Here is a 21682-nt window from a genome sequence, read left to right as displayed (position 1 = left end):
GAAATTCCGGCCCGATCCTGCCGCGCATGGCTTTTCCATCAGGCGGAAGTCCATCCATGCTGCCTTGCAGCATGGTCGCCCGCCCCCTATCCACGCCCGAAAATGGGGACAACACAGGACATCCGGCCATGACCGAGCGTGTCGGCGCAGGCGGCCTCCGGGTCGCGCGCGAGCTCTACGATTTCATCAACGCGCAAGCGCTGCCCGGGACGGGCGTGGACGAGGCCGCGTTCTGGGAGGGCTTTGGCCGCATCGCCGCCGCGTTCGCGCCAAGGAACCGCGCGCTGGTGGCAAAGCGCGCCGCGCTGCAGGAGAAGATCGACGCCTGGCACATCGCCCGGCGCGGCCAGCCGCATGACGCGGCCGCCTACAAGGCATTCCTGACCGAGATCGGCTACCTGGTCCCCGAGGGGCCAGACTTCACCATCGACACGCCCGGCGTGGACGACGAGTTCTCGACGATCGCGGGGCCGCAGCTCGTGGTGCCGGTGATGAACGCACGCTACGCGCTGAACGCGGCCAATGGGCGCTGGGGCTCGCTCTACGACGCGCTCTATGGCACCGACGCTCTGGGCAGCCCCGCGCCGAAGGGCAGGTATGACCGCAGGCGTGGTGGGCGCGTCGTCACCTGGACCAAGGCGCACCTAACCGGCATCGCGCCGCTGTCGGTCAAGGGGCTCGCCTGGGGTCATGTCGAGGGCGTCGCCGTGGTGAACGGCCAGCTGCAGGTCCGCCTGATCCCGGGCCTGACCGCGCGCGACGGTACCGGCGTGCGGGCCGCGACCGCGGGGCTTGCCGATCCCTCGCAGTTCGTCGGCTATCGCGGCGACCCGGCAAACCCCTCGGCGATCCTGCTGCGGCGCCACAACCTGCATGTCGAACTGAAGATCGACCTCGACAGCCCCATCGGTCGGCATGACAGCCTCGGCCTCGCCGACGTGATCGTCGAGGCCGCGATCACGACGATCTGCGACTGCGAGGATTCGGTTGCCGCGGTCGATGCCTCCGACAAGGTGCTGACCTACTCGAACTGGCTGGGCCTGATGAAGGGCGACCTGACCGAGCAGGTCGAGAAGGGCGGCGAGACCTTCACCCGGGCGCTAAACCCCGACCGCGAGTATCTCGCGCCCGACGGCACGCCCTTCACCCTGCCGGGACGGTCGCTCATGCTGGTGCGCAACGTGGGCCCGCTGATGACCAACCCCGCGATCCTGCTGCCCGACGGCGCCGAGATCCCCGAGGAGATCTTGGACGCCGTCTGCACCTCGCTGATCGCGCTGCATGACCTGCGCAAGACCGAAGGCCCACGCAACTCGCGCGCGGGCTCGGTCTACATCGTCAAGCCCAAGATGCACGGCCCCGAGGAGGTCGCCGCCACCGACGCCCTGATGGCCGCGGTCGAGGACCTGCTGGGCATGGCGCGCAACACCATCAAGCTCGGCATCATGGACGAGGAGCGGCGCACCACCGTCAACCTCAAGGAGTGCATCCGCGCCGCCAAGTCGCGTATATGCTTCATCAACACGGGCTTCCTCGACCGCACCGGCGACGAGATCCACACCTCGATGCAGGCCGGCCCCATGATCCGCAAGGCGGACATGAAGAAAACCCCGTGGATCGCCGCCTACGAGGACTGGAACGTCGACATCGGGCTCGAATGCGGGCTCAAGGGCGTCGCCCAGATCGGCAAGGGCATGTGGGCGATGCCGGACCTGATGCAGGCGATGCTCGAGCAGAAGGTGGTCCACCCGATGGCCGGCGCGAACACCGCGTGGGTGCCCTCGCCAACCGCCGCCACGATCCACGCGATCCATTATCACCGGGTCGATGTGGCCGCGCGGCAGGCCGAGATCGGCGGCCGCCCGCGCGCCGCTCTGGGCGACATCCTGGCCATACCGCTGGCCGACCGCCCGAACTGGTCGGCCGAGGAGATCCAGGCCGAGCTCGACAACAACTGCCAGGGCATCCTCGGCTATGTCGTGCGCTGGATCGACCAGGGGGTTGGCTGCTCGAAGGTGCCCGACATCAACGACATCGGCCTGATGGAAGACCGCGCGACCCTGCGGATCAGCTCGCAGCACATCGCTAACTGGCTGCTGCACGGCATCGTCACCGCCGACCAGGTCACCGCCACCCTGCGCCGGATGGCCGAGGTGGTCGACCGCCAGAACGCGGGCGACCCGGCCTACGCGCCGATGGCGCCGCGCTTCGACGGGCAGGCCTTCCAGGCGGCGGCAGATCTCATCTTCATGGGCACCGACCTGCCCAGCGGCTATACCGAGCCGGTGCTGCACGCACGGCGCCTGAAGAAGAAGGCGGAGCTGAAAGGGGAGGCTGCCTGAGATGCCCGAGATCACCCTGCGCAAGGCGCGCACCATCATCGCCCGGACGCTGGCCAAGGGCCGCGAGATGGAGCTCAAGCCCCTGTCGGTCATCGTGCTCGACGCGGGCGGCAACGTGAAGGCGTTCGAGCGCGAGGACGGTGCCTCGAACCTGCGTTTCCAGATGGCGCACGGCAAGGCATACGGCGCGTTGGGCGTGGGGCAGGGCTCGCGCTACCTGATGACGCGCGCCGAGAAGCAGCCCTATTTCACCGATGGCCTCGGCACCGTGTTCGGTGCCATCCTGCCGGTGCCGGGGGGCGTGCTGGTCAAGGACCGCAAGGGCAACATCATCGGCGCCGTGGGCGTGACCGGCGACACCTCGGACAACGACGAGGCCGCGGCGCTTGCGGGCATCGAGGCCGCGGGCTTCACCGGCGACGGCGGCTGAGCCCGGCGCAGTCCCCCGCCTGCAACGACTTGCGGCTTGCGTTCGGCGGCCCGAAGCGCTGCCGTATACATGCCGTCCGCGACGCGCCGGGCGGCACGGACCGCGCCTGCTTGCAGCTCTCCCGCTCTCGCGCACGGACGTCCGGATCGAACCGCATGGAGACTGCGTGAGGAGCTCGATGCCCGGTAATGACGCACAGTGCACGCGCCGCCGCCGGGCGCTCTGGCCCCTCGCCGCGCTCGTCGTCGCGGGCTGCGCCGCCGCGATGCGCCCGCCTCCGCCCGCCGCGGGCGAGCCGGTGCTGCCCTATCCGCTGTTTGCCGCCTCGGACGCGCTGATGAAAAGCTGGCGCTTCATCCGCATCTGGGGGCAGTCGGAATGGCGGCTGATCGCCGATGGCGACGACGTGGCGATCGAGCCGGTCGTCGATGGCTCGTCGACGGCGCTGGCCCGCTGGGTCCAGATCGACACCGAAACCTGCCCGGTCGTCGAATGGTCGTGGCGCGTGGACCGCCTGCCGGAGGGCGCGGACCTTGCTGTCCGGGCGACCGACGATGTTGCGGCCTCGCTGGTCTTTGCCTTCGGCGATCCCGGCGCGCTGTCGAACCCGCGCCCGGTGCCGACGCTGCGCTACGTCTGGTCCACGCCCGCGAACGCCGCGGGCAGCGTGATCGAGAGCCCCTATTTCATCGGGACGCTCTACAGCTTCGTGGTGCGCAGCGGCGGCGCGGGCGAGGGCTGGCACACCGAGCGGCGCAACCTGCGCGAGGACTACCAGCGCGCCTTCGGCGAAGCCCCGCCCGGTCCCGTCGAGGTGATGGCGCTGTTCACGGACAACGACCACCTCGAGGCGCCGCTGCACAGCCTCTATCGCGCGGCCACGCTCTACTGCACCGAACTGCCCGACGAGGCCTTCCCCTCGTGACCGCGCCGGCGTGACCGGCCGCACACATCACGACCGCGCGATGGGGCCTCACGCCGGGGCGCCCCTTGCATTATGTCATGAAACTGTCATGTAAGTGTCATCCCGGCGGGGGTCACCGGGTGCTGCGGAGTATCCACCAATGTCCGGTCACATGCTCCTTGTCGAGCTTGCAGGCGCCGTTGCCCTCCTCGTGTGGGCGGCGCGTCTCGCGCGGACCGGCATGGAGCGCGTGTTGGGCGAGCGGCTGCGCCGCGCCATCGGCCTTGCCACGCGCAACCGGGTCGCGGCCTGCGCGACGGGGGTGGGTGTGGCCGCGGCGCTGCAAAGCTCGACGGCCACCGCGCTCCTGCTCACCTCGTTCACCAGCCGCGGCCTGATCGCGCTCGCGCCGGCGCTGGCGGTGATGCTGGGGGCCGATGTGGGCTCGAGCCTCGTCGTGCAGGCGCTGATCTTCGACATCGGCGGGCTCGTGCCGATCCTGATCTTCCTCGGGGTCGCGCTGTTCATGGGCTGCGCGGCCGCGCATCTGCGCAACATGGGGCGCCTGCTGATCGGGCTGGGGCTGATGCTGATGGCGCTCGGGATGATCTCGGCCGCGTCCGAGCCGCTGCGCGACGACGCGCTGTTGCAGACCGTGCTGCAACGGCTGGCCAGCGACCCGCTGCTGGCGCTGGGGATCGCCGCGCTGCTGACATGGCTCGCGCATTCCTCGGTCGCGTCGATCCTGTTCTTCATCTCGCTCGCGGCAGGCGGCATCCTGTCGCCGGAACTCGCGCTCACCTTCATTCTGGGCGCCAATGTCGGCGCGGGCTTTGTGCCTCTGGGCCTTGCCTTGCGCAGCGGCGGCACGGCGCGGCGGATGCTGGTCGGGAATCTGGTGTTCCGGCTGACGGGGGCGCTGGTGGTGCTGCCCTTCCTGCCGCTGGTCTCGGGCGTCCTCGCCGGGCTCGACTGGGGGGTGGGGCGGCAGCTTGCGAACGCCCACACGGCCTTCAACCTCGCCCTTGCGCTGGGCTTCCTGCCGCTCGCCGGGCTGGCCGCGCGGCTGCTTGAGCGGCTGATGCCCGAGCCGGAGGAGGCGATGGCCGAGAACCGGCTGCCGCTGCTCGACCCCGCCGCCCTCGACCGGCCGCGGATCGCGCTGTCGGGCGCCTCGCGCGAGGCGCTGAGGATCGCCGAGACGGTCGAGCTGATGCTGCGCGAGGCTATCCGCCCGTTCGAGGAGGCCGACGGCAGGCGGCGAGAGGAGATCCGCAGCCTGGATGCCGGCGTCGATACCTCCTGCGAGGCGGTCGTACGCTACCTCACCCGCCTGATGCAGCGCGAGCTTTCGCCCGCCGAGTCCCGCGAGGCCTTCGACCTGATCCTGTTCACCACCAACCTCGAGCATGTGGGCGACATCATCGACAAGAACCTGCTGGCGCTGGCGCAGAAGAAGCAGCGTCTGCAACTCGCCTTCTCGCCCGAGGGGTGGCGCGAGCTGCAGCGCATGCACAACACCGCGGTCGAGCAGATGCGCCTCTCGGTCGCCGTCTTCGTGACGCGCGACCTCGAGATGGCGCGGGAGCTCGTGCGCGCCAAGGAGGCCATGCGCACCGCCGAGCGACAGGCGACCGAGAGTCACCTGCGCCGCCTTCGCGAGGGCACGCCCGCCTCGATCGAAACGTCGTCGCTGCATCTGGACATGCTGCGCGACCTCAAGCGGGTCGTGGCCCATGTGACGGCCGTGGCGCATCCGATCCTGGAAGCCGCGGGCGAGCTCAAGGACTCGCGGCTCAGGGACGGCGGCGGCTCGGGTGCACCCGACCGCGCCGCGGCCCCCGCGCCCGCGTTGCGCTGACGGCGCCGGGCGCGCGGACGCCTCCCACTATCGCGGATCGGAGATGCCACGCCCACCGCCGCGCGCCTGCAATCACAAGATCACGATCGCGTAATCTCCCTCAGCCTGCCGCGCGCCGCCCCGCCGATCGCGCTTGTCGGCGCACGCGAGCCATGACAACCTCAGGTTGTTTGTTGCTCAACGTTTTCCGTGGGACATCTTGATGCTCAAGCCGGTCTGCCGCGCCGCTTTCGGCGCAATCCTCCTCGCTGCCTGCGCCACAGGCCCCGAAACGCCCTTCGCACCGATCACCAGCGAGGCCGAGTTCGCCGAGAAGGTCGTGGGCAGAAGCATCGAGTATCCGAGCGGTTCACTGGTCGCGAACCCGGACTCGACGCTCACTGGGACCTTCGGGTCCGCGAGCGCCAAGGGCCGCTGGGAATGGCGCGACGGACGGTTCTGTCGCGATCTCGTCATCGGCTCGCGCGACTTTCCCTTCGAATGCCTCACGCCGGAAACCGCCGAGGACTACATCCGCTTCGTGCGGGCCGACGGCAGCCTCTCGGAAACCGCCCGCCTCAGGTGACCGTCGGGCGCGGGCGGGGGCAGGCGCGTGCCAGAACACGTCGCCGCTCCACTCGGCAGGAGCGGGGGCGCGCATCCGCCCCGTCGTTCGCGCTGCGCCCCGGCCGCCCGGTGTCCCGCTCCGGGCCGGTGGTGCCAAGGGCGTCCTGCCCGGCGCGTTCTTCCACTGCGCCGACCTCCACCGCACCGCCCGTCCCGGCTTCCCGCGCCGCTCCGCCCTGCGTCGTGTGCGCCCGCACTCAATCGTGCCCGCATGCGGCGCATGGTCTACGACCCAATTTGCGCAACGTTTCATAAACGCACTTTAACTCAAGAGACTGAAATGGCTTTCACGCGCGAAAGCCTGCGCCCTTCACACCGGCAGCCGGGGCAGGTAGGCGCCCTTCTGCTCCAGCACGAAGGCCCGGAAGGCCGCCGCCGCGGGTGACAGCTCGTGGTCCTCCAGCCGGATCATGTACCACTGCCGCACGATCGGCATGCCTGCGAGCCTCAGCGTCACCAGCCGCCCGGCCTCGAGCTCGGGCACCACGGTGTGGGCCGAGATCATCGCGATCCCCAGCCCGGCGATCACCGCCTGCTTGATCGTCTCGTTGGTGCCCATCTCGATCGAGCGGTAGGGCCGCCCCTCGCCGATCCGGTCGAGGTAGCGGGTCGTCAGGATCCGCGTGCCCGACCCCTCCTCGCGGGTGAGGAAGGTTTCGGACAGGAGTTCCTCGGCCGAGACGCTGTCCTTGCACGCCAGCGGATGGTCGGCCGGGGCGATCAGCACATAAGGGTGGTCGCCCAGCACGTCGGCCACGTTCGCAGGCTGCTGCGGCGGCCGGCCCATGATGGCCAGCTCGATCTCGCCGCGGGTCAGCATCTCGATGATCCGGTCGCGGTTGCCGACCTTGAGGCCGATCTCGATCCGCGGGTTGAGCTTCTTCATGCTCGCGACCAGCCCCGGCGCGAAGTATTTCCCCGTCGAGACCACGCCAACCGAGACATGGCCCGCATAACCCTTCCGCAGCGCCGTGACCCGCTCGAAGCACTGCTCGAGTGCGGTGTCGATCTGCCGGATCGTGGCCAGCAGCTCGCTCCCGACCGGCGTGAGCGAGACCTTGCCGTCCGGCCCTCGGTGGATGACCTGCGCGCCCACGATCTCCTCGAGCCCGCGAAGCTGCGTCGAGACCGCCGGGGGCGTCACGTGCAGCACCGCCGCCGCCGCGGTGATCGAGCCCGCATCGACGATCGCCGCCAGCGCGCGAAGCTGTTTAAGGGTGAGGGCCTTGGGATGCAGCATGGCCCCCGGGTTAAGGCAGATTTCAGCCGATGTAAATTTTCCTTTTGTCCGGATCGCGCGGCCTGCGCGAATGCGTTGCGCGGATCGCGCGCCCTGCGCGCGCATGGCGCCTTGCCAAGGTGCGAGCGAGGCATAGAGTCGGCGGCATGGACGAGGTCGAACTGAAGCTTCTGCTCGACGAGGCCGGCGAGGCGCGCCTGCGCCGCGCCGCGACGGCAGCCGGCCGGGGCAGGAGCGCGACGCTGCTGACCCGCTATTTCGACACCCCCGACGGGGCACTCGGCCGGGCCGGGATCGCGCTCAGGCTCCGCCGCGAGGGGCGGCGATGGGTGCAGACGGTGAAGGTGCGGGCGCGCCACTCGGCCGGCTTGAGCGCCGCGCGGGAGGCCGAGACGCCCGCGCCCGGCGGTCGCCTCGATCTTGGCCGCATCGCGGATGGCGATCTGCGCGAGCGGGTCGAGACCGCTGTGAACGGCGACGCGCTCGCACCGGTCTTCGAGACCGAGATGCGCCGCACCCGCTTCCGCCTGCTGCCGGACGGCGCGAGCGAGGTCGAGCTTGCCATCGACGCGGGCGAGATCCGGTCGGGGGCGCGAGCCGCCCCGCATCGCGAGGCCGAGTTCGAGCTCGTCTCGGGCGACCCGGCGGCGCTGTTCCTCGCGGCGCGGCAGCTGATTCCCGCGGGCGGGGTCGTGTTCTCGACGCTGTCCAAGGCCGAGCGCGGCGCCCGCCTCGCGGCCGAGGGGCAGACCTGCGACCCGGCGGTGCCGCGCAAGGCGGCCGAGGTCGCGATCGACCGCGGGATGACGGCCGAGACGGCGGGCGAGGCGGTGCTTGCCGAATGCCTCGACCAGATCGCGGGGAATGCGCGGGCGATCCTCGCCTCCGACGATCCCGAGGGGCCGCACCAGCTGCGGGTCGGACTGCGCCGGCTGCGCACCGCCTTCCGGCTGTGGCGCGAGCCGTTCGACGGGCTGGGCCTGCGGCGTCTGGGCGTCGAGGCGCACTGGCTGGGGTGCGAGGTCGGGCGGCTGCGCGATCTCGACGTGGCGATCTGCGACCTGCTTCGCCCCGCGGCGGCGCGCGCCGAAGCCGAGCCCGGTTTCGCACCGCTCCTCGCCACGCTCGGGGCGCGCGCCGAGGCCGAACGCGCGGCCCTGCGCGCCACGCTGGCCGGTCCGCGGATGCAGGCATTCCTGTTCGATCTTGCCCAGTTTATCGCGCTGCGCGGCTGGCTCGATCCCGCCGACCACGCCCAGACAGGGCGGCTCGCTCGTCCGGCCACGGACCTCGCCGCCGCCGAGCTTGGCCGGATCTGGGCGCGGACGTCCAGGCGCGCGCGGGGCATCGACCACCTCGACATCGAGGCCCGCCACGAGCTGCGCAAGGCGCTCAAGGGTCTGCGTTACGCGATCGAGTTCCTCGGGCCGCTCTATCCGGCGAAGCGGGTCGGCTCGATGCTCAAGCCGCTCAGGGCGCTGCAGGAGATCTTCGGCAATCTCAACGACCTGGCGATGGCCGAGGCGCTGTTCATGGCGCCCGACGGGCCGGCGGCCACCGACCCCGCCACGGCGCGAGCGGCGGGGCGCGTGATCGGCGCGCGCGCGGTGCTGGCCGAGGAGGACTGGGCGCAGGCCCGGGCGCGCTGGCGGGCGCTGAAGAAGGTCAAACCCTTCTGGGCGTGACTCACCGGCCCGCGTTCAGCGCCTTCAGCCACAGGTGATAGGCGCTGTGGTCCTTCTCGGCCATGCCCAGCTCGTTGGTGAGCGCGGCATAGGCGCCGCGCGCCGTCTCGGTCAGCGGCAGCCGCAGGCCCGCGCGACGCGCCGCGTCAAGCGCGTTGTCCATGTCCTTGAGCTGCACCCGCGCCATCGCGCCGGGGCGGAAGTCGCCCGCGATCATCCGGCCGCCATGCAGCTCGAGGATGCGCGAGGTCGCAAAGCCCCCCATCAGCGCCGCCTGCACCTGCGCGGCGTCGCAGCCGCCCGCCACGGCCAGCGTGAGCGCCTCGGACACCGCGCCGATGGTGATGCCGACGATCACCTGGTTCGCGAGCTTGGCGGTCTGGCCGGCGCCGCTCGGGCCGACATGGGTTGCCCGGCCCATGGCCGAGAACAGCGGCAGGGCCGCCGCGAAATCATCGGCCGACCCGCCGGCCATGATCGCGAGCCGCGCCTCGACCGCGCCGACCTCGCCGCCCGAGACCGGCGCATCGAGGTGCCGGCAGCCCGCTGCGCCCAGCGCCTGCGCGTGGTCGCGCGCAAGCTGGGGCTGGATCGAGGACATGTCGATGAAAAGCGCCCCGGCCGCGTGCTCGGCCAGCCTGCCGCCCAGCACGACCTCGGTCACAACCGCGCCGTTCTCGAGCATCGTCACCACCGCGTCGGCGCCGGCGACCGCAAGCTGCGGCGTGCCCGCGACCTCGGCCACATCCGCCAGCGCATCGGCCTTTGCGCGCGTGCGGTTCCAGACCCGTACCCGGAAGCCCGCTTTCGCAAGGTTGCGCGCCATCGGCGCCCCCATGATGCCGGTGCCGAGCAGGGCGACGGTGCGGATGGTCATGGGCCGAACCTTTCCGATCTGCGCCCCGCCCGCCCGCTCCAGCGAGCCGGGCGGCGGCGGGGGTGGGGGTGGGGCTGCCGCGCCAGGTCCGGGGCGGCGCCAGCCGCCGCGGGCGCGGTGCAACTCAGGGCGCTGCGACCACGCGCTGGCGCTGGCGACCCAGCCCCTCGATGCCAAGCTCCACCACGTCGCCCGGGCTCAACCAGCGCGGCTCCTTCATGCCCAGGGCGACGCCAGGGGGCGTGCCGGTCGGGATCACGTCGCCGGGCTCGAGCGTCATGAAGCGCGAGATGTAGCTGACGAGACGCCCGACCCCGAAGATCATCGTGGCGGTCGAGCCGGTCTGCCGCCGCTCGCCGTTCACGTCGAGGAACATCGCGAGGTTCCCGACATCGGCGATCTCGTCGGCCGTCACCAGCCACGGGCCCAGCGGGCCGAAGCTGTCATGGCTCTTGCCCTTGATCCACTGGCCCCCCTTGTGGATCTGGAAATCGCGCTCCGAGACGTCGTTGAAGACGGCATAGCCCGCGACATGGCCCGGCGCCTCGGCCTCGCTCACGTTCTTCGCGCGCGTGCCGATGACGATGGCAAGCTCGATCTCGTAATCCAGCATGGTCGAGCCCACCGGCTGCTCGATGTCGTCGTTCGGGCCCGACAGCGCCGAGATCGCCTTGCCGAACAGCACCGGCTCGGTCGGCACCGGCAGGCCGGATTCGGCCGCGTGGTCGGCATAGTTGAGCCCCACGCAGGCGAATTTCTGCACGCGCCCGACGCAGGGCCCAACCCGCACCGAGGGGTCGATCGCCGGCAGCGAGGCCGGGTCGAGCCCGCGCAGCCGGTCGAGCCCGGCGGGCGACAACACCTCGCCCGCGATGTCGTCCACCACGCCCGACAGGTCCCGGATCGTGCCCGCATCGTCCATCATGGCGGGGCGCTCGCGCCCCCTCTCGCCCACCCGCATCAGTCTCAAAGCCGTTCCTCCCTGATCAGCCTGTCCAGCCGCCGTCGATCACATGGGTCTGGCCGGTTACGAAGGCGCTTTCGTCGGACGCGAGATAGACCACCAGATGCGCGACCTCGGCGGCCGAGGCGAAGCGCGCCATCGGCTGGCGGGCCAGGAAGGCCGCGCGCGCGGTCTCGTAGTCGCCCTGCGCCTGCATCCGCGCATTGAGCGAAGGCGTGTCCACCGTCCCCGGGCAGACCGCGTTGCAGCGGATGCCCTGCGTTACGAAATCGCGCGCCACCTGCTTCGTCAGCCCGATCACCGCGCCCTTGGTCGCGCCATAGACCGCCCGGTTCGGCGCCCCGGTGATCGACGAGACGACCGAGGCGGTGTTGACGATCGAGCCATGCCCGCGCGCCAGCATGCCCGGCAGGGCCGCGCGGATGGTGCGGAACATCGAGGTCACGTTGAGCTCGAAGGCGGCGCGCCACTGGTCCTCGGTCGCGTCGAGGATGGTGCCGTGATGCACGACGCCGGCGCAGTTCACCAGCACGTCGGGCTCGGCGCGGGCGACCACGTCGGCGATCGCGTCCGCGTCGCGGGCGTCGAGGCGCATCAGCTCCGCGCCCCCCAGCGTCGAGAGCGTGTCGAGGTCGATGTCGGTGGCGAAGACCTCCGCCCCCTCGGCGACCGCGGCCTCGGCGCTGGCGCGGCCGATGCCCGCAGCCGCCGCGGTGACGAGAACGCGTTTTCCGCGCAGGCGCATGGGCTTTCCCCTCAGTCGTCCAGCGTTCCGTGAACCGCGACCAGATCCAGCGTCGCCTCCTGCGGCGCGATGGCGCGGAAGCTCTCGCTCACGCCCGAGGCCACCAGCTCGCGCTGCACGATCAGGAGCGTGTTGGCCTCGTGCTCGTCGCAGAGGCTCGCCATGAAGGCCAGTTCCTCCTCGGCCACCGGGTGGGCGGCGTCGAGGTCGGGCGCGCCCCAGGCCTCGACGAAATGCGCGGCCAGACGCTCGACCAGCGCGCGGTATTCGTGCGGCTCGATCTTGGCGGTGGCGATGAAGGTCGCGCGGCCGAAACTCTCGAGCCCCAGCCAGCCATTGGCGAAGGCTTGCCGGCGCTTGCCCTTGAGGTCGTCCTCGGTCCAGTTCGAGAACTCGAAGGCGCCCGAGATCGCCCATTCGTCGGGCTGGGCCGCGTGCTCGAACACGTTCTCGTCGGATGCGTCGAAGCGCAGCGTGCGCGCGAGCCTCATGCGCCGCCCTCCAGCATGACGCTGAGCGGGCGCAGCTCGGTCGTGTCGCCGCGCCGGACCAGCTGTCCGCCGAACTCGTCGAGGCCCATGAAGGTGCCGCCGTCCTCCAGCGTCTCGCCGATCCGCCAGCCGCGCTCGCGCCAGGCGGCGTGAAGGCCGGCGAAGCCCTCGCTCTCCAGCCGGTTCAGCCAGACCAGCATGTGGCGCGACCAGCTTTCCAGAAGCTGGACCGGCGTGATCTCGAGGCAGCCCTCGTTGGCGAGGCTGGTCTCGTCGGGCACGAGGCCCGGCGCCTCGGCGTGCTCGGGCGGCGGCAGGAAGGGGATCTCGATGCCGATCACCAGCCAGTCGGGCTCGGCTGCGGGGTCGGTGGTCGAGGCCTGCGCCCGCATCCGCCCGCAACGCGCGCCGTTGACGCGAAAACCGCCGGGCCAGTCGTAATGCACCGCGACCTCGGGCGGCGCCAGCGCGCCCACGGCGTCGCCAAGGCCCAGAGCGACGGCGAAGACCGCGCCCATCGCCTGCTCGAGCGGCTGCTCGGGCGCCAGCACCACCGCCGCCGCCAGCCGGTCCGCCCCGGCCTGCCAGACGATCAGGCCCGGATCGGTGCCGAGCGCCGCGACCGACACGGCGCGCAGCATCGGGTCGATGCCGTGCGGCGCCTCCTCGCCCCGCAGGAGCGGCGGAAATGTCGGGCCGGGCGCCGCGCGCATCAGATCTTCCCGCTCTCGATCAGCCGCTCGGCGACATCGAGGAAGGCGCGCGCCTGCGGGCTTGCAGGCTTCGCCGCCACGATGGGCGCGCCGCCGTCGCCCGCCTCGCGGATCGCGAGGTCGAGCGGGATCTCGCCGAGGAAGGGTACGCCCAGCTTTGAGGCCTCGGCCCGCGCCCCGCCATGGCCGAAGATGTGCGCCTCGTGGCCGCAGTTCGGGCAGATGTAGGCTGACATGTTCTCGACGATCCCCAAGAGCGGGATGCCCGTCTTCTCGAACATGTTGATCGCCTTGCGCGCGTCGAGCAGCGCGATGTCCTGCGGCGTCGAGACCACGATGGCGCCCGTGACCTGGGCCTTCTGGCTGAGCGTGAGCTGGACGTCGCCCGTGCCCGGCGGCAGGTCGATCAGCAGCACGTCGAGCCGGCCCCACTGCACTTGGCCCAGCATCTGCTGCAGCGCGCCCATCAGCATCGGGCCGCGCCAGACCACGGCCTCGCCCTCGGGCACCATGAAGCCGATCGACATGGCGGTGACGCCATGGTTCCTCAGCGGCAGGATGATCTTGCCGTCAGGGCTCGACGGGCGGCCCGAGATGCCCAGCATCCGCGGCTGCGACGGGCCATAGACATCGGCGTCCAGCAGGCCCACGCGCTTGCCCATCGCGGTGAGCGCGATGGCGAGATTGGCCGAGACGGTCGACTTGCCGACCCCGCCCTTGCCCGAGGCGATGGCGATGATGTGGTCGACGCCAGGGATCTTCTTCGAGGCGGGCTCGGCGGGCTTGCGCCGGCCGAGGTTGAGCTCCGGCGGCGGCCCCTTCGGCTCGGCCCGCGCCGACGAGGGGGCCGCCGAGTGCGCCGTAAGCACGCCCGAGACCTTCTCGACGCCCGGCAACGCCTCGACGGCCGCCACCGCCGCCTGCCGCAGCGGCTCCATCGCGGGCCCCTTGGCGGGGTCGACCTCGATCACGAAGCTCACCTGTCCACCCGAGATCGAGACCGCCTTGGCCATGTCGGCCGAGACGATGTCCCGGCCGATGCCGGGATCGACGATCTTCGAGAGGGCCGCGAGAACGTCTTCCCGCGTGACGCTCATTCATCCCCTCCGGGCGTGATCTTGCCCTCGACGACGTGCTCGACGCCCAGTTCCGGCATGGTGAGCACCACCTTCACCGCCACGGGGCCCGCCGGGTTCGCGGCGCGCATGGCTTTCTCGATCTCCTGCTGCGAGGTGACGCCCACCTGCTTGAGGAACTTTCGCATCGACATGTTGAAGGCATCCGATGTCATTGCTCGTCTCCGTTCCGCTTCGTTGCCGCAGCTTCGGCGATGTAGTCGTCGGTCGTCCGCACGCGCGGCCGCTCGCCCATCCGCATGGGCGAATGCGCGCTGTGATACTGCGCCTTGACGCGGCAGTCGTCGCACATCTGGATCAGCCGCGTGTTGTCCGAGTTGGTGAACATCCAGTGCTTGCCCTGGAGCTTCTCGACGATCTTCTCGATGGTCGATTTCACGCCGAAGGGCTTGCCGCACTCGATGCAGGCGAAGGGCTCCTCCTCCTTCATCACCCTGGGCGCCAGTACAGCGTCCGAGAGATCGAGCCTGGGCTCGAGCCGGATCGCGTCCTCCGGGCAGATGTTGGCGCAGAGGCCGCACTGGATGCAGGCCTCCTCGCGGAAGCTCAGCTCCGGGCGGTCCTCGTTGTCCAGGAGCGCGCCCGTGGGGCAGAGCCCGGCGCAGGAGAGGCACAGCGTGCAGGCGTCCTGGTTGACCAGCACCGCGCCATAGGGCGCGCCTTGGGGCAGGGGGATCGGCGCCTCGGGCAGCGTGTCGCCCGCCAGCGCCTTCGCGGCGAGGCGCAGGCTGTCGCGCCGCCCGCCCAGGGCGAGGATCGGCTCGACCGCCAGCCCCTCGGGTCGGTCGCCATAAAGAATGTCCGACATCGCGTCGGGGTCGGCGGGGTCGATCACGCGGACCCGGCCGGGCCGCACGCCCACGCCCGCCGCGATGGCGTCGGCCAGCGCGATCTGCGCGTCGATCACCTCGCGCTCGGTCCGGGGTCCCGCGAGGATCGTGACCTCCGAGTAGCCCATCGCCAGCGCCACCAGTTGCTCGGCATGGCCGATGGCCGTGAGCGAGGGCGTCTCGAGCGGGATCACGTCGCCCGGCAGGCCTCGGCCGAAGCGGGCGCCGAGGCGGATCATCTCGGCCCCGTGCTCGGCGTCGTGGATCATGAGCCGCGGCGTGCCGCCGCCGGCCTTGCGGAAGGCCTCGGCCATCACCCGCATCTGGCGGAACAGGAACTGCACCGGCGGGTCGTCGCTCGACGCGGCGCCCGAGGGGCAGACGGCATGGCACGCCCCGCAGCCCGCGCAGACCATGGGGTCGATCACCACGGTCTCCTCACCCGGCGAGATCGCGCCGGTCGGGCAGACGTCGAGGCAGCGCGTGCAGCCGGTCTGGCGCGCCCGGGAATGCGCGCAGAGGCTTTCGTCGAAGCGGATGAACAGCTCGCGCTCGAAGGTGCCGACAAGCTGGCTCGCGTCGAACACCGCGCGCTCCACCGCCAGCGGGTCGCGCGGGTCGGCGCGCAGGTAGCCGTCGCGCTTGTGATGGGCCGGCACCAGCGGCTGGCCGCCGCTGAGGTCGAGGAAGATGTCGCACTCGCTGCGCGCCCCGTCCTGCGTCCGGCCAAAGCGCCGCGCGCCGCGGCCCGCCGCGCCCAGCTCGGCAAAGCGATCGGCGGTCAGGCGGAACTGTCCGAGCGCACCGGCGAGGTTCCGGATCCGGCCTGTCACGATGTCGAAGCCGACCTCGGTCTCGGCGACCTCGCCGGCATCGGTCAGCATCACCGTGACCGAAAGGACCGGCGCGAGCCGCCGCGCCACCGGGAGCGCGACCTTGGCGCTGCCATAGACCAGGCAGAGGCCGCCCGACGTCACGTCGATCAGCGGCACCGGCGGGCGGGCGAGCCGCGCTCCCGCGATCAGCGCCGCCTGCTTGGGGCCGGACGCCTCGTCCGACCAGCCCGCCCGGTCGCGGATGTCGATGCAGTCGAGCCGGTCCTGCGCGCCAAGCTCCCCGGCGATCTCGGCGAAGAAGCCCGCCATCTGCCCGCAGGCGATGACCACCTCCTCGCCCGAGGACAGTGCCGCGACGGCGGCCTCGGCCTCCGCCCCGCACAGATGCGTGTGGGCCCGGCCTGCCGCGAGGCCGGTCGCCGATGCGATGGCGGCGGCGTCGGGCCGGAAGCTTCCGGCGCAGTCGCAGAGCAGAATGCGTTGCGCAGTCCCTGCCATCTTTCCTCCGGGTGTCCGTCTCGCGCGGGCTCGTGACGGCCTGTCGTCGCAGCCCGTCTGCTCGGTGCGTAGAACCAAAACCGACGGTCGGCAAGTGTTTCACTCGGATTTTCCCGTTTTGATCGACCTTCGGCAATTGGTCACTTCACAAAACCAGTTTGCGGGTGTTACGCCCTGATGTCAGGGCCACCGGGAGAGACGGTGTGGAGGAGAGATCGGCGAGCATTCCCCTTGGCGTGGTGATCCGCCGCCAGCCGGGGGTCACGCGCTGGGCGAAATGGGTCTGGCGGGTGGTCGCCGTGCTCCCCGGCGCGGGCCCCGCCGAGTGGCGCGAACTGCGGCGCGAGGGCGAGGCGGTCGAATATCACGCCGCGACCCTGCCGCTGAGCGTACATCGCGCCGACACCGAGGCCTACCGCATCGTGCTGGCGGCCGCGCAGCCCGCCGTGTTCGTCGTCCTGCACCCGGACGAGAACGGTTCGCGGGACCGGCCCTACCTCGTCCATTCGGTCACGGTCTCGGCGCACGAGGCGCAGCAGGCGCTCGATTCCGGCGAGGAGATCGTCGAGCCGGTGCCGATGCCCCACGCGCTGCTTGCCTGGCTGGCCGACTTCGTCGAGCGGCACCACGCCGAGGAGCCCTTCGTCAAGCGCGAGCGCGGCCCGGCCTTCGAGGCGCGGGACGAGGATGGCCGGGGCGATGCGCGCATCCGCCAGGCCTCCGACGTGTTCCGCAGTCCCGGGAGCCGCCGGAAGGAGGGCATGCATTGAGCGCCCGCGACCCCTCGCTCGATGCCGATTTCCTCGGCCGCTGGTCGCGGCTAAAGCGCGCCCGCGCCACCGAGACCGAGCCGCCGCAGGACCCCGCGCCGACGGCGCCGGCCGAAGCGTCCGTGCAGGGCGGCACACCCGAGCCCGAGCCGAAGACGGACGAGGAGGTGCTGGCCGAGCTGGGCCTGCCGCACCCCGAGACGCTTGGGCCCGGCGACGACTTCGCGGCCTTCATGGCCAAGGCGGTGCCCGAGCATCTGCGGCGCATCGCGCTGCGCCGGCTCTGGATTTCGAACCCCGTGCTCGCCTGCCTCGACGACCTCGTGGACTACGCGGACGACTACACCGACGCGGCGCTGGCGGTGGAGAAGCTGGAAACCGGTTACCGCGTCGGCTGCGGCTTCCTGACGGATGACGACCTCGCGCCACCCGGGGCCGGGCGCGCGGACGGGACGGCCATGCCGGGCGCCGAGCCGGAGCAGGCGGACGATCCCGAGGGCGGTGCGGGGGCCGCGGACGAGGTGGCCGCGACGGCACCGGAGCCGGACGCGCAGGCGGCGGCGCATGAGGGCGCGGCCGAGCCGGAGATCACCGTGCCGGAGCCGGACGAGGGTGCAGCCCCCGCCGTGGCTGAGACCCTCGAGACGCCGCTCGCGGCCCGCAGGCCGCGCATGCGTTTCCGTCTGGCGGATTCGTGATCCCGAAAGCGGCAAATGCCGCGCCGGGATTGGTAAGTCTGATTGACCCCATGGCGGAATCGGGCTTAGCTCTCGCAGAGTTGCGGAGGCTATGCCTGCCGCGGCGAACAAAAATACAACAGCGGCGCGTTGAAGACGCCGTCGGGAGGACAACTTGGGAGACGCAGCACCGATCGTCGAGGTCGCTGAGGAAGACGTGCTCCGGGCGGATCTCTACGATCTTCTCGGCACCCTGCTTGCCCGTCCGCCCTCGGCGGACCTGATCGCCCGCGTGGCCGCGCTGAGCGGGGATGCCGGCGAGATCGGGCGCGCGGTGTCGGCGCTTTCGCGTGTGGCGCGCGCCACCACCGAGAAATCCGCCGAGCGCGAGTTCAACGTGCTGTTCATCGGTCTCGGGCGCGGCGAGCTGCTGCCCTACGCCAGCTATTACATGACCGGCTTCCTGCACGAGCGCCCGCTTGCGGTGCTGCGCGGCGACATGGCGCGGCTGTCAATCGCGCGCGCGCCGAACGTCTACGAGCCTGAGGACAACATCGCGTCGCTGTGCGAGATGATGGCGGGGCTGATCCGCGGCCGCTTTGGCGCGCCGGCGACGCTGGCGGTTCAGCGCGACTTCTTCAACGCGCATGTCGGGCCCTGGGCCGGGCATTTCTTCAAGGATCTCGAGGGCGCGCAGGGGTCGGTGTTCTACGCCCCCGTGGGTGCGCTGGGACGCGCCTTCATGGAGGTCGAGCGCGAGGGGTTCCGGATGGGGGCCTGAGCCCGCATCCGTTCCGGGAGCCAGGGCCCAGGGCCCGCGGCTCCTTCACCGGCGGGCCGGCAGCGGCGCGCCAAGACTGGGAGAGGAGCACATGAGCGACGAGAAGGCGAATGCCAGCCGCCGCGACTTCCTCCGGCTCGCGGGGCTCGCGGCTCCGGCAGCGGCGGTGACGGTCGTCACCGGCACGCCTGCCGAGGCGGCGGTCCCCTCGAACACCGAGGGGTATCGCGAGTCGGAGCACGTCCGGAAGTTCTACGAGACCGCGCGCTTCTGAGAAGAGGCGAAAAACGGGGGACGGTTGCGTGATGCCCAGACCCCGAAGCGGTGCCCGTAGCGGGCCCCAGGCCCGATCAAAGGGGAGTTGAAGAATGCTCAGGAAGAAGACCGACGGGGTAGCGAGAGGCCCCCGCGAAGCGTCTGTCCTGTCGAGGATCGCGCAGAGCGCGGTCGACCGCCGCGCCTTCCTGCGCGGCTCGGGCCTGGCCATCGGCGGCCTCGCGGCGCTGGGCGCCGTGGGCGGCACCGTGCGCAAGGCCGAAGCGGCGGCTCCGGGGACCGGCGCCATCGAGATCAAGAAGTCCGTCTGCACCCATTGCTCGGTCGGCTGCACCGTGCTGGCCGAGGTGCAGAACGGCGTCTGGACCGGGCAGGAGCCCGGCTGGGACAGCCCCTTCAACCTCGGCTCGCATTGCGCCAAGGGCGCGGCGGTGCGCGAGCACGCGCATGGCGAGCGCCGGCTCAAGTATCCCATGAAGCTGGTGAACGGCGAGTGGACCCGGGTCGACTGGGCGACCGCCATCAACGAGATCGGCGACAAGATGCTGGAGATCCGCGAGAGCAGCGGGCCCGACAGCGTCTACTGGCTCGGCTCGGCCAAGCATTCCAACGAGCAGGCCTACCTGTTCCGCAAGTTCGCCGCCTACTGGGGCACGAACAACGTGGACCATCAGGCCCGCATCTGTCACTCGACCACGGTCGCAGGTGTCGCGAACACCTGGGGCTATGGCGCGATGACGAACAGCTACAACGACATCCACAATTCGAAGGCGATCTTCCTGATCGGCGGCAACCCCGCCGAGGCGCACCCGGTCTCGCTCCTGCACATCCTGAAGGCCAAGGAGGAGAACAACGCGCCGCTGATCGTCTGCGATCCGCGCTTCACCCGCACCGCGGCCCATGCCGACGAGTATGTCCGCTTCCGCTCGGGCACCGACGTCGCGCTGATCTGGGGCATCCTCTGGCACATCTTCGAGAACAAGTGGGAGGATACCGAGTTCATCCGCACCCGCGTCTGGGGCATGGACCAGATCCGTGCCGAGGTCGCGAAATGGACCCCCGAGGAGGTCGAGCGCGTGACCGGCGTGCCGGGCCGCCAGCTCGAGCGCGTCGCGCGCACCCTGGCGAACAACCGCCCCGGCACCGTGATCTGGTGCATGGGCGGCACCCAGCACACCAACGGCAACAACAACACCCGCGCCTACTGCGTGCTGCAGCTTGCGCTGGGTAACATGGGCGTTGCCGGTGGCGGCACCAACATCTTCCGCGGCCATGACAACGTGCAGGGCGCGACCGACCTCGGCGTGCTCGCCGACACGCTGCCGGGCTACTACGGCCTGACCGCGGGGTCCTGGGCGCACTGGGCGCGCGTCTGGGAGGAAGACCTCGACTGGCTCAAGTCGCGCTTCGCCGTGATGAAGAGTGCCGACGCCGAGGGCAAGGACCGGATGATGATGGGCGAGAAGGGCATCCCCGTCTCGCGCTGGATCGACGGCGTGCTCGAGGCGAAGGAGAACCTCGACCAGCCCGACAACACCCTGGCGATGGTGTTCTGGGGCCACGCGCCGAACTCGCAGACCCGCATGGTCGAGATGAAGAAGGCGATGGAGAAGCTCGATCTCCTCGTCGTGATCGACCCGTTCCCCAGCGTGACTGCCGTGCTGCACGACCGCAAGGACGGGGCGTATCTTCTGCCCGCGACCACGCAGTTCGAGACCTCGGGCTCGGTCACCGCGTCGAACCGCTCGCTCCAGTGGCGCGAGAAGGTGTTCGACCCGCTCTTCGAATCGAAGACCGACCACGAGATCATGAAGCTGTTCGCGGACAAGTTCGGCTTCACCGACCGGATGTTCCGCAACATCAAGATCGAGGGTGACGAGCCCGTCGTCGAGGACATCACCCGCGAGTTCAACCGCGGGATGTGGACGATCGGCTACACCGGCCAGTCGCCGGAGCGCATGAAGCTCCACATGGCCAACCAGCACACCTTCGACAAGACGACGCTGAGGGCGAATGGCGGCCCGGCGGATGGCGAGTTCTACGGGATGCCGTGGCCCTGCTGGGGCACGCCCGAGATGAAGCATCCGGGGACGGCGAACCTCTACGACATGTCGATCCCGGTGAGCCAGGGCGGCCTGACCTTCCGCGCACGCTTCGGCGTCGAGCGGGACGGCCAGAACCTGCTGGCCGAGGGCGTCTACTCGGCGAATTCGGAGCTGAAGGACGGCTATCCCGAGTTCACGATGCAGATGCTGATCGACCTCGGCTGGGACGGCGACCTGACGGCCGAGGAGCGGGCGTCGATCGAGAAGGTGGCGGGCGCGCCCGACAAGGTGGGCACGGTGAACTGGAAGACCGACCTCTCGGGCGGCATCCAGCGCGTCGCGATCAAGCACGAGGCGGCACCCTTCGGCAACGCCAAGGCGCGCTGCGTGGTCTGGAACTTCCCCGACCCCGTGCCGCTCCACCGCGAGCCGCTCTACACGCCGCGCTACGACCTGGTGGCCGACTACCCGACCTACACGGACCGCAAGTTCTGGCGCGTGCCGACGATGTACGAGTCGATCCAGAAGAAGGACTTCTCGAAGGACTATCCGATCGTTCTCACCTCGGGCCGTCTGGTCGAGTACGAGGGCGGCGGCGACGAGACGCGGTCGAACCCGTGGCTCGCCGAGCTGCAGCAGGAGATGTTCGTCGAGATCAATCCCTTCGACGCGAACGGCCTCGGCATCCGGAACGGCGAGCAGGTCTGGGTCGAGGGCCCCGAGGGCGGCAAGGTGAAGGTGGCGGCGATGGTCACCGAACGTGTCGGCCGCGGCGTCGCCTTCATGCCCTTCCACTTCGGCGGGCATTTCCAGGGCGAGGACAGGCGGGCCAAGTATCCCAAGGGGGCAGACCCCTACGTGCTTGGCGAGTCCACCAACACCGCGCAGACCTATGGCTACGACTCGGTCACCCAGATGCAGGAGACCAAGGCCACGCTCTGCAAGATCATGAAGGCCTGAGGGGAGGACACCTGA

The 21682-nt window shown here is 70.6% G+C and carries 20 protein-coding genes; 11 read left to right on the top strand and 9 right to left on the bottom strand.

The window, feature by feature from the left end:
- The first annotated feature begins 128 nt into the window (after nt 1-128).
- The 5 genes from M1105_RS01420 (at nt 129) to M1105_RS01400 (ending at nt 6102) form a co-directional block, all read left to right on the top strand.
- Nucleotides 129-2342 (top strand): malate synthase G, encoded by a 2214-nt coding sequence (locus tag M1105_RS01420; protein WP_249578561.1) that lies wholly within the window; start codon nt 129-131, stop codon nt 2340-2342.
- 1 nt (nt 2343) lies between these two features.
- Nucleotides 2344-2772, top strand: a complete 429-nt coding sequence (locus tag M1105_RS01415) for a GlcG/HbpS family heme-binding protein (RefSeq protein WP_249578560.1) — start codon at nt 2344-2346, stop codon at nt 2770-2772.
- Nucleotides 2773-2950: 178 nt separating this feature from the next.
- Entirely contained in the window at nt 2951-3697 is a 747-nt protein-coding gene (locus M1105_RS01410; RefSeq protein ID WP_249578559.1) for a DUF3047 domain-containing protein, read from the top strand.
- A gap of 139 nt (nt 3698-3836) precedes the next feature.
- A complete protein-coding gene (locus M1105_RS01405) occupies nt 3837-5537 on the top strand; it encodes a Na/Pi cotransporter family protein (protein ID WP_249578558.1) in 1701 nt (566 codons plus the stop codon).
- A 202-nt stretch (nt 5538-5739) separates the two neighbouring features.
- Nucleotides 5740-6102, top strand: a complete 363-nt coding sequence (locus M1105_RS01400; RefSeq protein WP_249578557.1) for a hypothetical protein — start codon at nt 5740-5742, stop codon at nt 6100-6102.
- A gap of 351 nt (nt 6103-6453) precedes the next feature.
- On the opposite strand, the gene cbbR is transcribed toward M1105_RS01400, so the two are convergent.
- Nucleotides 6454-7383: a LysR family regulator CbbR gene (gene cbbR, locus M1105_RS01395; protein WP_249578556.1), complete on the bottom strand. Its 930-nt coding sequence runs from the start codon at nt 7381-7383 to the stop codon at nt 6454-6456.
- 146 nt (nt 7384-7529) lie between these two features.
- Here cbbR and M1105_RS01390 point away from each other — a divergent pair, with 146 nt between their 5' ends.
- Entirely contained in the window at nt 7530-9068 is a 1539-nt protein-coding gene (locus M1105_RS01390; protein WP_249578555.1) for a CYTH and CHAD domain-containing protein, read from the top strand.
- Nucleotide 9069: 1 nt separating this feature from the next.
- On the opposite strand, the gene M1105_RS01385 is transcribed toward M1105_RS01390, so the two are convergent.
- The 8 genes from M1105_RS01385 to M1105_RS01350 form a co-directional block, all read right to left on the bottom strand.
- The gene (locus M1105_RS01385) at nt 9070-9945 is read right to left on the bottom strand and encodes an NAD(P)-dependent oxidoreductase (protein ID WP_249578554.1); all 876 of its coding nucleotides are present in this window, start codon (nt 9943-9945) and stop codon (nt 9070-9072) included.
- Nucleotides 9946-10069: 124 nt separating this feature from the next.
- On the bottom strand, nt 10070-10915 hold the full coding sequence (locus M1105_RS01380) for a fumarylacetoacetate hydrolase family protein (protein WP_249578553.1): 846 nt from the start codon (nt 10913-10915) through the stop codon (nt 10070-10072).
- A 16-nt stretch (nt 10916-10931) separates the two neighbouring features.
- Complete coding sequence (locus M1105_RS01375) at nt 10932-11654, bottom strand: SDR family oxidoreductase (RefSeq protein ID WP_249578552.1); 723 nt, start codon at nt 11652-11654, stop codon at nt 10932-10934.
- 11 nt (nt 11655-11665) lie between these two features.
- Nucleotides 11666-12145 carry a DUF6505 family protein gene (locus M1105_RS01370; protein WP_249578551.1) on the bottom strand — a complete coding sequence of 160 codons (480 nt, stop codon included), beginning with the start codon at nt 12143-12145 and terminating at the stop codon, nt 11666-11668.
- Nucleotides 12142-12858, bottom strand: coding sequence for a biotin/lipoate--protein ligase family protein (locus M1105_RS01365; RefSeq protein WP_249578550.1), 717 nt, complete (start codon nt 12856-12858; stop codon nt 12142-12144). Before M1105_RS01365 ends, M1105_RS01370 begins: the two co-directional genes overlap by 4 nt.
- Nucleotides 12858-13955 (bottom strand): Mrp/NBP35 family ATP-binding protein, encoded by a 1098-nt coding sequence (locus tag M1105_RS01360; RefSeq protein WP_249578549.1) that lies wholly within the window; start codon nt 13953-13955, stop codon nt 12858-12860. The genes M1105_RS01365 and M1105_RS01360 overlap by 1 nt, the downstream gene beginning before the upstream one ends.
- Complete coding sequence (locus tag M1105_RS01355; RefSeq protein WP_249578548.1) at nt 13952-14149, bottom strand: DUF6494 family protein; 198 nt, start codon at nt 14147-14149, stop codon at nt 13952-13954. The genes M1105_RS01360 and M1105_RS01355 overlap by 4 nt, the downstream gene beginning before the upstream one ends.
- On the bottom strand, nt 14146-16158 hold the full coding sequence (locus M1105_RS01350) for a 4Fe-4S binding protein (RefSeq protein WP_249578547.1): 2013 nt from the start codon (nt 16156-16158) through the stop codon (nt 14146-14148). Before M1105_RS01350 ends, M1105_RS01355 begins: the two co-directional genes overlap by 4 nt.
- Nucleotides 16159-16361: 203 nt before the next feature.
- Here M1105_RS01350 and M1105_RS01345 point away from each other — a divergent pair, with 203 nt between their 5' ends.
- The 5 genes from M1105_RS01345 (at nt 16362) to M1105_RS01325 (ending at nt 21667) form a co-directional block, all read left to right on the top strand.
- Nucleotides 16362-16928, top strand: a complete 567-nt coding sequence (locus M1105_RS01345; RefSeq protein ID WP_249578546.1) for a DUF3305 domain-containing protein — start codon at nt 16362-16364, stop codon at nt 16926-16928.
- Nucleotides 16925-17626 (top strand): DUF3306 domain-containing protein, encoded by a 702-nt coding sequence (locus M1105_RS01340; protein ID WP_249578545.1) that lies wholly within the window; start codon nt 16925-16927, stop codon nt 17624-17626. Before M1105_RS01345 ends, M1105_RS01340 begins: the two co-directional genes overlap by 4 nt.
- Nucleotides 17627-17780: 154 nt before the next feature.
- Entirely contained in the window at nt 17781-18386 is a 606-nt protein-coding gene (locus M1105_RS01335) for a TorD/DmsD family molecular chaperone (RefSeq protein WP_249578544.1), read from the top strand.
- A 91-nt stretch (nt 18387-18477) separates the two neighbouring features.
- Entirely contained in the window at nt 18478-18660 is a 183-nt protein-coding gene (locus M1105_RS01330) for a twin-arginine translocation signal domain-containing protein (protein ID WP_249578543.1), read from the top strand.
- 94 nt (nt 18661-18754) lie between these two features.
- Nucleotides 18755-21667 carry a formate dehydrogenase subunit alpha gene (locus M1105_RS01325; protein WP_249578542.1) on the top strand — a complete coding sequence of 971 codons (2913 nt, stop codon included), beginning with the start codon at nt 18755-18757 and terminating at the stop codon, nt 21665-21667.
- Nucleotides 21668-21682: the final 15 nt, after the last annotated feature.

Origin of the sequence: Thermohalobaculum sediminis (genome assembly GCF_023487995.1) — a bacterium.
GTDB classification, from domain to species: domain Bacteria; phylum Pseudomonadota; class Alphaproteobacteria; order Rhodobacterales; family Rhodobacteraceae; genus Thermohalobaculum; species Thermohalobaculum sediminis.
The sequence above is the reverse complement of the archived record's forward strand: the minus strand, read 5'-3'. Positions and strand labels throughout refer to the sequence as shown.